This is a genomic window from Desulfomicrobium baculatum DSM 4028 (genome assembly GCF_000023225.1).
GTDB lineage: Bacteria > Desulfobacterota > Desulfovibrionia > Desulfovibrionales > Desulfomicrobiaceae > Desulfomicrobium > Desulfomicrobium baculatum.
Genome location: NC_013173.1, coordinates 581,825 through 594,684, shown reverse-complemented (window position 1 = coordinate 594,684; position 12,860 = coordinate 581,825). Strand labels below are relative to the sequence as shown.

The 12,860-nt window shown below is 58.8% G+C and carries 11 protein-coding genes and 1 tRNA gene; 6 read left to right on the top strand and 6 right to left on the bottom strand.

The genetic code is table 11. The features are described from left to right. Window positions 1-121 precede the first annotated feature (121 nt). A complete protein-coding gene (locus DBAC_RS02655; protein WP_012805720.1) occupies window positions 122-514 on the top strand; it encodes a Ros/MucR family transcriptional regulator in 393 nt (130 codons plus the stop codon). Window positions 515-576: 62 nt separating this feature from the next. On the opposite strand, the gene DBAC_RS02650 is transcribed toward DBAC_RS02655, so the two are convergent. Further along, complete coding sequence (locus DBAC_RS02650; RefSeq protein ID WP_012805719.1) at window positions 577-3,135, bottom strand: TIGR03960 family B12-binding radical SAM protein; 2,559 nt, start codon at window positions 3,133-3,135, stop codon at window positions 577-579. A gap of 77 nt (window positions 3,136-3,212) precedes the next feature. Then, on the bottom strand, window positions 3,213-3,560 hold the full coding sequence (locus tag DBAC_RS02645) for a hypothetical protein (RefSeq protein ID WP_012805718.1): 348 nt from the start codon (window positions 3,558-3,560) through the stop codon (window positions 3,213-3,215). A gap of 169 nt (window positions 3,561-3,729) precedes the next feature. Here DBAC_RS02645 and DBAC_RS02640 point away from each other — a divergent pair, with 169 nt between their 5' ends. Together DBAC_RS02640 and mazG are read left to right on the top strand one after the other, a co-directional pair. Then, entirely contained in the window at window positions 3,730-4,302 is a 573-nt protein-coding gene (locus tag DBAC_RS02640) for a CvpA family protein (protein ID WP_012805717.1), read from the top strand. Continuing rightward, entirely contained in the window at window positions 4,289-5,071 is a 783-nt protein-coding gene (gene mazG, locus DBAC_RS02635; RefSeq protein WP_012805716.1) for a nucleoside triphosphate pyrophosphohydrolase, read from the top strand. Before DBAC_RS02640 ends, mazG begins: the two co-directional genes overlap by 14 nt. 215 nt (window positions 5,072-5,286) lie before the next feature. On the opposite strand, the gene cmk is transcribed toward mazG, so the two are convergent. The 4 genes from cmk to DBAC_RS02615 form a co-directional block, all read right to left on the bottom strand. Next, on the bottom strand, window positions 5,287-5,952 hold the full coding sequence (gene cmk, locus DBAC_RS02630) for a (d)CMP kinase (RefSeq protein ID WP_012805715.1): 666 nt from the start codon (window positions 5,950-5,952) through the stop codon (window positions 5,287-5,289). Then, on the bottom strand, window positions 5,930-7,045 hold the full coding sequence (hisC, locus tag DBAC_RS02625; protein WP_012805714.1) for a histidinol-phosphate transaminase: 1,116 nt from the start codon (window positions 7,043-7,045) through the stop codon (window positions 5,930-5,932). The genes cmk and hisC overlap by 23 nt, the downstream gene beginning before the upstream one ends. Window positions 7,046-7,168: 123 nt before the next feature. Continuing rightward, on the bottom strand, window positions 7,169-8,575 hold the full coding sequence (selA, locus tag DBAC_RS02620) for an L-seryl-tRNA(Sec) selenium transferase (RefSeq protein ID WP_012805713.1): 1,407 nt from the start codon (window positions 8,573-8,575) through the stop codon (window positions 7,169-7,171). 9 nt (window positions 8,576-8,584) lie between these two features. Continuing rightward, complete coding sequence (locus DBAC_RS02615) at window positions 8,585-9,808, bottom strand: bifunctional folylpolyglutamate synthase/dihydrofolate synthase (protein ID WP_012805712.1); 1,224 nt, start codon at window positions 9,806-9,808, stop codon at window positions 8,585-8,587. A 188-nt stretch (window positions 9,809-9,996) separates the two neighbouring features. Here DBAC_RS02615 and DBAC_RS02610 point away from each other — a divergent pair. The 3 genes from DBAC_RS02610 to DBAC_RS17575 all read left to right on the top strand — a co-directional run bounded on the left by DBAC_RS02610 (window position 9,997) and on the right by DBAC_RS17575 (window position 12,816). Continuing rightward, window positions 9,997-10,073: transfer RNA gene (locus DBAC_RS02610), tRNA-Arg, on the top strand. A gap of 734 nt (window positions 10,074-10,807) precedes the next feature. Next, entirely contained in the window at window positions 10,808-12,019 is a 1,212-nt protein-coding gene (locus DBAC_RS02605; RefSeq protein ID WP_012805710.1) for a glycosyltransferase, read from the top strand. Window positions 12,020-12,459: 440 nt separating this feature from the next. Further along, complete coding sequence (locus tag DBAC_RS17575) at window positions 12,460-12,816, top strand: Hpt domain-containing protein (protein WP_050762025.1); 357 nt, start codon at window positions 12,460-12,462, stop codon at window positions 12,814-12,816. The last annotated feature ends 44 nt before the right edge of the window (window positions 12,817-12,860 follow it).

Below are 12,860 nucleotides of genomic sequence, written 5' to 3'. Positions count from 1 at the left end.
GAAAAAAAATCCGTATAAACATTTATGCATGTAGAGCCAGAAACATTTGCCATGTGTTGACAAAATTACAGAACGAAACTAATACTGCAAATTACAAATACGCGATAGTTGGAGGTTGAACATGGAAGAGTATGTAAAACAAGCGCTCGAAATCGTCAAAGCACAAGCCAGTGTGCGCAACATGAACGAGGAAGAGCTGACGTCCATGATTCGTTCGTTGACCGAAGGAATCAAGAACGTCGCCGAAGGAAACCAGCCTGAACCCGAAGCAACCCTGTCACTTGATGATGCCAAAAAGGCCATCCGCGAAAAAAGCATCATCTGCATGGAATGCTCGAAATCGTTCAAGGTGCTGACCAAACGCCACCTGGCGACCCACGGTCTCACTCCCGAAGAATACCGGGAAAAGTGGGGCTACAAGAAGGGCACGTCCCTGGTGGCCAAATCCCTGGCCCGTGATCGCCGCAAAAAAATGCAGGACATGAAGCTCTGGGAAAAACGGGTCAAGAAGTAGTTCTTACCCTCGAGCCAACTGGAAAGGCGAAGCACATGCTTCGCCTTTTTCATTTTCCCGCTTCAAAAAAACTGCGCCGTCTTGATCAGCCGTCCCTGCAGCATTGTAAAATCCGGGTCCACGGCCTGCAGCACAAAGATCGGGCTGACATAGAGGGTCTGCCAGTCAAAATCGATGATAAAGCCCTTCTCGTCCTCGGTGATGGACGTAACCATGGGCCGCACGTCCACTTCGCCCGGCTCGCCTTTCTTGGTCCGCTTGAAGACCTTCCACTCCGCGGCCTCCAGAAAAGCTGGGATTCGGCCTGAAAAGCGCAGGCTGTCTTCGGCACACGTAAACCCGAGGGAAAAACGCTCGTGGTTCGAGATGGGAGCCCGGCCCTGACACGGCAGCTCGTCCACCTTGACCACGCGCATGCCCTGGGGCAACTCGGCCTCCAGCAAGGCCGGCAGGTCCCGGACGCCCATGTGCTCGCGCACAAAGAAGTCCATCCACTCGCAGACGCTGCCGACGCCCACGGGCAGGGCCCGGGCAAAGGACAGGAGCGGCGCGGGATGGAAGCCGCTGCTGAAAGCCAGCGGCAACCGCGCGCGGCGAAAAGCGCGCTCGAAGATCCGCTGCAATTCGAGCTGGCTCAGGTACATGGCCGGTCCGGTCTTGGAATACCACAGACGAAAGCGTTGCGCCTTGTTGTGCAGATCGTCGGTTGAAGCCGCGGGCTGTCCCGCTGGCTGCTCCTCCGGTTCCTCCACCTGCTCGGCGTCTGCCTGGTCGCGCGTGGCGCGGTTGATGACCGGCACGATGTCGTGACCTGCGGCCTGCTGCACCAGTTCGGACTCGCGGCCGTCCAGGGTGCAGACTCCGCAGGACCGGCACGCCTCGTAGCGGCAATCCGGCGTTCCGGCCGCTTCCAGGGCGCGGCGGCGTTCGGTCAGCAGAAATTTGCGGCTCACCCCCGAGGTGAGATGATCCCACGGCAGGGGCTGCTCCGGGTCCCGTTCGCGCAGATAGGATTCGGCGTCGATGCCGGTCTCGGCAAAGGCCTCCAGCCACGGTTCAAGGCGCAGATGGTCGGACCAGCTGGTGAAGAGCGCGCCCTTGGCGTACGCGGACTCGAGGGCGGGAGCCAGATGCCGGTCGCCACGGGCGAATACCCCTTCCAGCCAGGTCATGTGCGAATGGTGCCACTTGAGCTTGAGCTTCTTGTAAGGGCGGAAGATATTGCGCAGATAGGCCAGCCGCTCCTCGATCTCGGCCATGGAGATCTGCCGCTCCCACTGAAACGGGGTGTGCGGCTTGGGCACAAACGGCGAAACCGCCGCCGTGACCTGCAGACGCCTGACATTCTTTGGGGCACTGGCCGCGACCTTCAGGCACAGGTCCAGGATGCCGTGCAGATCCTCGCGGGTCTCGGTAGGCAGACCCATCATGAAATACAGTTTGACCTGCTGCCAGCCCAGGCGAAAGGCCTTGCCGGTGTGGTCGAGCAGTTCGTCCTCGGTCACGCCCTTGTTGATGACGTTGCGCAGCCGCTGGGTGCCGGCCTCGGGGGCCAGGGTCATGCCCGTGTGCCGGATTTTGCCCATGAGCCGCATGAGGTCTTCGGAGACCGAGCCTACGCGCAGGGACGGCAGGGAAATGGAAACCTGCTCCTGCCTGCAGTGGCTGTAGGAGGACAGAAAAAGGGCCTCCAGGGCGCTGAAATCCCCGGTGCTGAGCGACAGGAATGAAAGCTCCTCGCTGCCCGTCTCGGCCAGGCCGCGATCGATGATGGAACCCAGCACGTCGACCTCGCGCTCACGCACGGGGCGGTAGATCATGCCCGCCTGGCAGAAGCGGCAGCCGCGGGTGCAGCCACGCGCGATCTCCACCGAATAGCGGTCGTGCACGGGCTTGCCGAAGGGCACGATCTGACGCGTGGGGAAGGAGACCTTGTTCATGTCCATGACGATGCGCTTTTCGACCTGGGGCCGCGCGCCGTCCAGAGGACGCATGGCCCCGCTGCCGTCGTCCTCGAAAAATGAAGGCACGTACACGCCGGGAATCCCGGCCAGACGGCTGATCAGTTCGCTGCGGGACCAGCCTTCGTCCTTGCCGAGGGCAATGAGCTCAAGCATCTCGGGCAGGACTTCCTCCCCGTCGCCGAGCACCATGACGTCCATAAAAGGAGCCAGCGGCTCTGCGTTGAAGGTGCAGCCTCCTCCCGCGATGACCAGCGGGTGCCCGTTCACGCGCTGCGCCGCACGCAGGGGAATCCCCCCCAGATCGAGCATGTAGAGCACGTTGGTGTAACACAGCTCATGGGTGATGCTGAACAGCACCCCGTCCAGATCCTTGAGCGGCGTGTCGCTTTCAAGAGTGGCCAGGAGCGTGTCATGAGTGCGCAGCACCTCGGCCACGTCCTCGGTAGGCGCGAAGACCCGCTCGGCGCAGAAATGATCGGTGGCGTTGACGATGTCGTACAGAATTTTCTGTCCGAGATAGGACATGGCCACTTCGTAGAGATCCGGAAAGGCCAGGGCCACGTGGGCCCGGACCGTTTTCAGGTCCTTGTGGACGCTGTTGATCTCGGTGCCGAGGTAGTGGCTGGGGCGGGAAAAAAGGGGGAGCAGAGCCTTCATGGGTCCTTGCCGTGCGCTGGGCCTGGCGGAAAAAAAAAGGGTGGAAAGCCACCCTTTTCCCGGCAGCGCCTGCTGCGTTATTTTTTCAAGAATTTGCTGAAATCGGCCACACCGCCGCCCATGCCGCCCAAATTGCCGAGGCCGCCGGGGGCGGACAGGGTCAGGTTGGTGGTCGCCTCAAGATACTTGGTCTTGAGCTCCTCGGGTACGGTCTTGTACTGGTAGATGACGTGCTTGAGCTCGATTTCCCCTGTCATTTCCTGATCAAAGGGATAGCCGAAAGGAAGCAGCAGCATCTGCATGCCTCCCTGCTGCGTGGGAATGGTCTGCAGGATGGCCGGATCAGTGATGATCCCCTTCTCCTGGTTCCATTTGCCGAGCACCATGTCGCCGTTCACCAACTTCACCAATCTGATATCGTACATTGTCACCTCATCGTGTTTCTAGACTCATGCCCCCGCCCGAAAAGTCCGGACGAGCCGAGGTTTCGTGTCTACGAGGTGCGCCGTGCACTGTCAAGGTCGTGCCCTGCGCGCCCTTTCCGATCATCATCCTTTATGATAGCCGACCCTCACATCGACCGGGAGGATAAGCATGAACACTCTGGATATCGTCTTCTGCGTGATTTTGGGATTTCTGGGCCTGCGCGGCATTTTTCGCGGACTTGTCAAGGAGATCGCCTCCATTCTGGGGCTGATCCTGGGTTTCGTGCTGGCCAACACCTACCACGCGCAGCTTTCTCCTCTGCTCGAAGACCTTCTGGGCGGAACCGGCATGGCCAATCTCGTTGCCTATCTGGGCATCTTTCTGGGCGTCGTGGCGGCGGTCTTCCTGCTCGCCTCGCTGATCAGAAAGCTCCTGCAGATGATCATGCTCGGCTGGGTGGACAGCATCGGCGGCGGAGCGCTGGGTCTTTTCAAGGGCGCGCTGCTATGCAGCATCATCGTCATGGCGCTGACCGCCTTTCTGCCGTCCAAGTCCGCGCTACTGACCGAGTCGAAAATCGTGCCCTACGTCAACACTTTCAACACCATGCTCTCAAGCGCCCTGCCCAAGGAAATGCGCGACCAGTTCCTGATCCGAAGCCAGGAACTGCAGCAGGAATGGGAAAAGCGGGTCGTGGAAAAACTTAAAGAAATGAAAGGAACCCCTGGTGGAAAAGAATAATTTTGCCGACATATTGGAAGTTATCGACACCCTGACCGGACCGAACGGCTGCCCCTGGGACAAAGAGCAGACCCCGCAGTCCATGTGCGATTACCTTGTGGAGGAATGTTTCGAACTGGTGGAGGCAATCCGTCAGGACGACAAGGCCGAAATCGCCGAAGAGCTTGGGGATGTGCTCTTCCTGCTGCTCTTCATCGGCCGTTGCCATGACCGGCAGATCCCGGATTTCCTGCAGACCGCCATGGCCGGCAACGTGGCCAAGATGATCCGCCGCCACCCCCACGTTTACGGCGAAAAAGCCGCCAGCGTGGCCGAAGTGGTCAAAAACTGGGAGCAGATCAAAAAGCAGGAGAAGGCCGAAAAGGACAAGGACCCCGGCGTGTTCGCCTCCCTGCCCGCAAGCCTGCCGCCGCTTCTGCGCGCCTACCGCATCAACTCCAAGGCTGCCCGCTCGGGCTTCACCTGGGCCACGGACAGGGACCAGGAAGCAAAGCTGGCCGAGGAGTGGGAAGAACTGCAGGTCGCCCTGGCCGGGGATGACGCGGAGGCCAAGGAAGAGGAATTCGGGGATTATCTCTTTTCGCTGGTGGAGTACGGACGCCGCCGGGGGATCAAGGCCAACTCGGCTCTGGCCGTTGCCAACGCCAAGTTTCTGCGCCGCTTTGAAGCCATGGAAAAACTGGCCCGTGAACGCGGCCTGGAACTGGACAAGCTCTCCCTGGAAGAAATGGACAACCTCTGGGACGAAATCAAAGCCACCCGCCGATAATCCGTACGGCGGCCCTACGTGACCGATATCCCAGCCCGAAAATAACCGTACGGGCGGCCCTGCGTGGCCGCCCTCTCCCCAAAAAAAAACAGCAAGACCGCTGAAAATCCACTCTGGCAAGGCGCGAACCGTTTTTGGAGGGTGACGTGTCGCCGACTACATGGAGCCCTTCAAAAACGGTTCGCAACGCAGTCCAGAAAGAATTTTCAGCGGTCTCAGAGGCCTTTTTCCCGGATATGCTCCACAATCTTCTCCAGCACCCGGTCTGCGTCCAGGGCGCTGGTATCGATGATCACTGCGTCCAGGGCGGGCTTCAATGGGGCCACCACGCGATTGCGGTCCTGATCGTCGCGGATGCGGATCTGGCCGCGGATGCGCTCCAGGTCCTCGTTCATGCCCAGGGCCGCGAGTTGCGCATGACGGCGTTTGGCGCGCACGTCGATGGATGCGTCCATGAAGAACTTGTGCCGGGCGTTCGGAAAGATCACGCTGCCCATGTCCCGGCCCTCGGCCACCAGAGAGGTGGTCCGTCCGATGGCCTGCTGGTTGCGGCGCAGAAAATCGCGCACCACCGGAATGCGGCCCAGGTGCGAGGCCCACAGCCCGACCTCTTCCTTGCGGATTTCCGGGGACAGAGGCATCCCGTTCAGGAGCAGCTCGGAATATTTTCCCAGTCCTTCCAGATCAAAATCGAGACGATTGAGTTCGGGCACCAGCTGGTCAACAGGCTGTTCCCAGGCGCCATCCCCGAAATAAAGCGCCACGGAGCGGAACATGGCTCCCGTGTCCAGATAGGCGATACCCAAACGGTCCGCCAGCTCGCGGGCGATAGTGGTCTTGCCTACCCCGGCCGGTCCATCAAGAGTGACGATCGTGACCACGCAATACCTCCGCTGTTTTAGTCAGAAATTCCAGATTCTCTTCCTCGTTCCCGATGCTGACCCGCAGCTTCTCGGGCATGCCGTAACTGCCGAGGGGCCGGATGATGACCCCGAGCGCAAGCAATGCCTCAAAAAGGACACGCGCGTCCATGGGCGGTTCAAACATAAGGAAATTCGCCTGCGAAGGCCAGACCTTGCAGCCAAGAGCCGAAAGCTCCCGTTCCAGCAGGCGGCGGCCCTCGCTCACGACGCGAAGGGTCTGGGACACGAAGATGTCGTCTTCCAGCGCGGCCAGACCGGCCTGTTCGGCCAGAATATTCACGCTAAAAGGCAGCTTGACCCGAAGCAGGAGGTCCGCCAGCCACTCGGGCATGACTCCGTAGCCCAGGCGCAGGCCCGCCAGGCCGTGCATCTTGGAAAAAGTCCGCAGCACGACCAGGTTGGGGATGGCGTCCAGATGCGGGAGCATGCTGAACACGTCCAGCGGCTCGGCGAAATCGATGTAGGCCTCGTCCACCACCAACAGCGTACGCGCCGGGAGCCTGGACGCGAGCGCCACCAGATCGGCGGCCGGGCAGGCATGACCCGAGGGGTTGTCCGGGTTGGTCACGAAGACCAGGGCGGTGTTCTCGTCGGTCAGAGACACAAGCTGATCAAAGGGAAAGGAAAAATCCGCGTTCAACTTGGCCTGCCTGAACTCCACCCCGCATAGCCGCGACTGCACGTCGTAGATGCTGAAGCAGGGGCTAAAGGCCACCACGTTGTCCACGCCGGGCCGGGCCACCACGCGCAGCAGGAGGTCGATGATCTCGTCGGAGCCGTTGCCCGCTACCACGCAGCTTGCGGGCACGCCCAGGTGCGCCGCCAATCTCTCGGTCAGGGCCGGGGAACCGGCCTGCGCGTAGCGGAAAGCCATGGGGCTCATGTTTTTGAGCCGCTCCTGAACCACGGGGGACGTGCCCAGCGGATTCTCATTGCTGGCCATCTTGATGACCCGGGGCAGGCCGTAACGCTTTTTTATCTCGTCGATGGAAAGGCCGGGGGAATAGGGTTTGAACCCCGCCATCTCCGGCCGCACCAAAACCTTGGTCATATATTCTCCTTGCCGCGCCCCCTGCTGTGCCGTGGAGCGCGTGTGGTCGATTGTTCGGCGGCAACGTTTTGTCGAAAATTCAGTTGACCCAGACTCGCCGTCATTATTGCCGGAATACCGGCTTCACTTCGCCCCGCCCGCCAGGACCGCCGTGATCGCCTCTGTCGCCGGCGCGAACTCCGCATCCATGAGCGTACGCGGATCCAGACAGAACGCCCCGTCCTCCATCCGCCCGACGACCGGGATGTCCGCCGCCAGCAGTCCCTGGCGCAGGGATTCCACGTCCATGCCCGCAGGCGCGACGCTGACCAGCGTGGTCGGCAAATCCTGCTCCGGGAAGGAACCGCCGCCCACGCGTGAAAAGCCGGACTTCACCGTCACTGCGGCCAGCCCCGCGAGCGCCCGCGATAGCCTGCGCCGCAGACGTCCGGCCCGGGCCCGCAATTCCTCCGGTCCGGCCGTGATCATGGCCAGGGTCGGCACGGTGCGCCGGGCCTGTTCCGGGTCGAGATACAGGCGCAAGGTCGCCTCCAGCGCGGCCAGCGTCATCTTGTCGATGCGCAGGGCCCGGTTGAGCTGGTTTTTCTTGATGCGCTCGATGTATTCCCGGCGGCCGACAATGACTCCGGCCTGCGGACCGCCCAACAGCTTGTCGCCGCTGAAGGTGACCACGTCCACCCCGCTTTTGAGCACCTGCTGGACCGTGGGTTCGGGCATGAATCCGTAGGGGGAGAAATCGAAAAGATTGCCGCTACCCAGATCCTCGAAGGTGGACAGGCCCTTCTCGCGGCCCAGAGCCACCAGCTCAGGGAGCTCCACCTCCTTGTGAAACCCGATAATGCGATAGTTGGAGGTGTGCACCTTCATGAGCATGGCCGTATCAGCGCCGATGGCCTCGCTGTAGTCGCGCAGATGGGTGCGGTTGGTGGCCCCGACCTCGCGCAGCACCGCCCCGCTCTTCTTCATGACTTCGGGGATGCGAAAAGACCCGCCGATCTCGACCAGCTGCCCGCGCGAGACCACGACCTCGCGGCCCTTGGCCAGGGTGTCGAGGACCAGCAACACGGCAGCGGCGTTGTTGTTGACCACAAGCCCCGCCTCGGCCCCGGTCAGGCGGCAGAGCAGCTTCTCGACATGGGCATAGCGGCTTCCGCGCTGGCCTGTGTCCAGATCCATCTCCAGATTGGAATAATGGCGGCAGCCCTGGGCCACGGCGGCCGCCGCCTCCTCGGCCAGGATGGAGCGACCCAGGTTGGTGTGGATGACCACGCCCGTGGCATTGATGACCCGCCTGAAATGCGGCCGGGAACGCGCCCGTACGTATGCGCCGGCTCTCGCGGCCAGGACCGCGAATGTCAGGACGCTCTCGTCCTTGACCACCCCGGCCCGGATTTCCTCGCGGCAAAGGTCCAGAAACTCGCCCACCAGGTCCTTGAGCAGCTGACGCGGCAGACCGGCCAGGGACCGATCCTGCTCCAGATCCTGCAAAAACCGGTCAACGGACGGAATATGTCTGAAAAGTGAAGACACCGGACCTCCCTACAAAAGCTGTTCCGGAAAAAGTTCGTAATAAGCCCCCACCAGATACAGGGAGCCGCAAAGCAGGATGGCGCCTTCCCCTTGCAGGGCGGTTTGCAGGTCCCAAGCCGCCCTGGACCCGTGACCGAAGCGTGCGGCCAGTTCCCGGGCGTCACAGGCGCGCTCGAGCGCCAACGCGGGAATGACGACCGTATCCGCCAAAGCCCGCAGGCGCTTCAGGATGGCCTGATCCAGCGTCTTGTCGCGCATGGCCTGAAAGACGAGCACATTGAAATGCTCCCCGGCCGCCTCCAATGCCTCGCACAGGGCGGTCAGACCCATGGGGTTGTGGGCGCCGTCGACCAGGATCCGTCCATGGCGGCAGAAGCGTCCGGAAAACCTCGTCACGCCAAGGACTTGTGTACACAGTGCCGCGTCAAATTGCCAGCCCCCGGCCTGGGCCAGGCGGCTCCAGGCCAGGGTGGCCAGGGCGGCGTTCCGCAGCTGATACGGAGGATGGCCCGGCAGGGACGCGGGAGTCAGGAGCATGGGCGCCCCTCCCGCCGGAATGAGAAATCTGCCGGCCGTGCGGCAGTCTTCCAGGCTCCACAGCGGCCGCCCCGCCCCGGCCCGGCGAAAAATATCCATTACGCCCGCGTCCTGCTCGCCCGTCACGGCCGGGCAGCGTCCCAGTGCCCCGCTCTTGTCGCGAGCGATATCCGCCAGGGTCGGTCCCAGGACATGCTCATGATCCAGCCCCACCGGAGTCATGACCGCAAGATCGGCCGAGATGGCGCAGGTGGCGTCATGGGTGCCGCCCAGCCCCGCCTCCAGCACGATCAGATCAAGGCCCTCCCGCGCAAAGATAGAGAGCGCCATGACAGTCAGCAGCTCGAAATAGGTCAGCCCCACGCCTGCGCACCTGTCCATGACCGCATTGGCGGCCTGCAGCCAGCCTGCTTCGGAAACCATGCTCCCGCGTACGCGGATGCGCTCGCGCACGCTGACCAGATGCGGCGAAGTGTACAGACCCGTGGCCAGGCCGTGAGCCCGCGCCAGGGCCTCCAGAAACCCGGAAGTGGACCCCTTGCCATTGGTCCCGACCACATGCGCGACCGTCGCGGACAGGCGCTCAATGCCCATTAGCCGCATGGCTTCCTGCATGCGCGCAAGGCCAAGCTGCATGGAAAAAAGTCCCAGGCTGTCCAGGTGGGCTTCAAATTCGGCAAAAGAGACGAAGGTCATGGCTGCCTTAAGGGAAAAAAATTGAAAAAGGCCCAGCCCGGAATGCGGGCGCTACGACAGGCCAAAGCCCCGGGGCCGGCGATCCGGAGCAAATTCATAGTGGGTTCCAGAGCCGGGAGCAACAGAAAATGACCAAGTACCGACTTGACTTTCAGCCCCGGAAAAAATAGGGAATGCTTCCATTTTGCGCGCCAGTAGCTCAGGCGGATAGAGCAATTGCCTTCTAAGCAATCGGTCGGGGGTTCGAGTCCTCCCTGGCGCGCCACAAGATAAACGAGGGGTTGGATGTAAAAATCCAGCCCCTTTTTTAATTTCAGAAAAAAGTTCCTCACACCATTCCTCGCACGTTCACTCACCCAAAAACACCTCCCAACCCGGCGACAACCTATCCCGAATAACCGGACAAAAGAAACCCCCAGTCTTGTTCGATCGGACAAAACTGAGGGATGGTTTTTGGGCACTGGTTATTGGTTTTTGCCAACAGCCCCTGCGTCAGATTCCGCATCCGCAAGCTCTTATTTCCTGTCTCAGAGACCCACTGGCTGGGCAAGTGCGCCGTTACAGTCGTGTGCTAAGGCTTGATAGGGCGACACGAGGTGGCACTACGACCTGCAGAAGTGCTGCCGTATTTTTCTAAAATATTCATAAATTGTAAGTATTTTTCCGCAAATTTCAAGTCTGTTGTACTGTTCACGTCGAAATAATCTGGATTTAATTATGTATACGATAGTCAGATAAAATACTGCATTCTACCTATTTTTGCGAATTTATTCGATTTTTAGCTGAATTATCCCCTGCGGTGTGCTACAAAGACTACTTATGAAGAGGTGGGTGGGTATAAGCATTTTTGTCTGGATAGAATACTTTTTTCGCCCGCATGTACTGAGATTTTGAAAAAGTGGACTGGTCTTTCGCAGTCCGTGACAGTGAGCGGCATCCAAGCCGCATTGGCCGTAGTCGAAACCAAACAACAAAACATCTCAAAAAATGGGAGAGAGAATGCGCATCCTTTTTGTACACATGAATTTCCCGGCCCAGTTCCGGAGTCTGGCCAGTTTTTTGGGACGTGATTCCCGGAACGAGGTTGTCTTCGCCACCATGAACGAAAACCCGGAGTGGAACATACCCGGGGTGCGCAAGGCCGTGTTCGTTCCCGACGCCACGGTGTTTCCTGAAGAGCATGGGATAAACGCAAAATTCTGGGCGGCCTCCAGCAAGGCCTCCGGAGCCTTGAAGCTGGCGGTCGAATTACGGCGGCAAGGGTTCGTGCCGGATATCATCTGCGGGCACTCAGGATGGGGGCCGACCATGTATCTGCGCGATGTCTTTCCCGAGGCGGCCTTTGTCGGCTACTTTGAATGGTTTTACGATGCCCAGAGCGCGGACATGCGTTTTTCCGGCAGCCCGTTATCGCTTAGTTCGCGGATGGAAGTACGCTGCAACAACATCCCTATTCTCATGGACCTGGCCGGTTGTGCCCATGGAATTTGTCCGACGCGCTGGCAATTGGAACAGTTTCCTGCGGAGTTCCGATCAAAGATTTCCGTGATCCACGACGGAGTGGATACGGATTATTTTTCTCCCGACCCAGAGGCCCGGATGGTTCTGCCCGGTCTTGATCTTTCCGGCGCCAAGGAGATCGTGACCTATGCCACGCGAGGGATGGAGCCTTACCGTGGGTTTCCGCAGTTTCTTGAGGCTGCCGTGGAAGTGGTCAAGAAGCGGCCCGAATGCCATGTCGTCATTGGGGGCAATGACGGTTGCCATTATGGTTCTCCTCCCGAACTGGGCAAGACCTGGAAGGAGGTCCTCGTCGAGCGACTGCAACCCGATCCGGAGCGCATCCATTTCGTGGGTTCCCTACCTTACAGGCATTACCGCACACTGCTGCGGGCCTCCACGGCGCACGTCTACCTGACGCGCCCCTTTGTCCTCTCCTGGTCGTTCCTGGAGGCGCTGTCCTGCGGCTGTCTGGTGGTGGCCTCCGACACCGAACCAGTGCGCGAAGTGGCCAGCGATGGGCACAACGCCCTCTTCGCGGATATGCGTTCGCCCACCGCCATCGCCGAACGAATAATGGACGCCCTGGAGAATCGCAGCCATCTGGACGGGATGCGCAAACAGGCCAGACAGACCGTGCTGGAACGCTATGATGTGCGCAAGCTCCTTCCCCAGCAACTGGAAGTACTGCGGTCCGTGACAAGAAAGTGAGGATGGATGCCGCCCGAAAGACGTTTCAAATGAATTGATTTGATCGCTCCCGCGACACAGGAGAATCGTTGATTTCTGGAATCCGGTCGGTCTCCTGTAACCGACCGGCGTTCTCCGCTCCATAACCGAATAGCGCCGGTAGGTTCGTCGCCAACGATTGTGCCTTATCTCACATGCCTTCAAGACCAAATAACAGAAGATCAAAAAAATATTTTTTTACCGATTCAAGATTGGATAATTGCTATTGTTACTTCAGTTTGTTATAATCAACATGCGTATAATACACTAACTTTATAAGCATCAATACATATATGCATGAAATTCAACATATTACTATGCAGTCATGTTTTATGCAATTTTTTTTTAAGTTTTTTTGATAGATTTTAAAATAATGATCATAAATAAATGCAATATATGATTCCTGCTCCATGGAGGATAGAATGACGATTCAAAAACAAGATCTAGATGTTGAAGAAGCTTTGCAAAGATTCAACGGCAACCAGGCAATATTTTCTAAATTGCTGAAACGATTTATTGAAATAAACTCCAATATTGAAGAAAAGACAACGCAGCTCGTAAATTCAGGCAATTCTGAAGAGATTTTTATTTTTTTCCATTCACTCAAGGGAGGAGCTGGAAATCTTTCCGCAAAAAATCTGTATAAAAAATCCACAGTTCTCGAAGATTTTGCGCGAAACGGAGATTTTGAATCGATCAAAAAAGAATTGCCGTCCTTTTATGACGTCTATGACCAACTTAAAATTGCTGTTGCCGATCTTGAAAAATCAAATTCGTGAAGAATGCACGTTAAAAAGCATTCATCAATCAGGGTCCGTAAAAA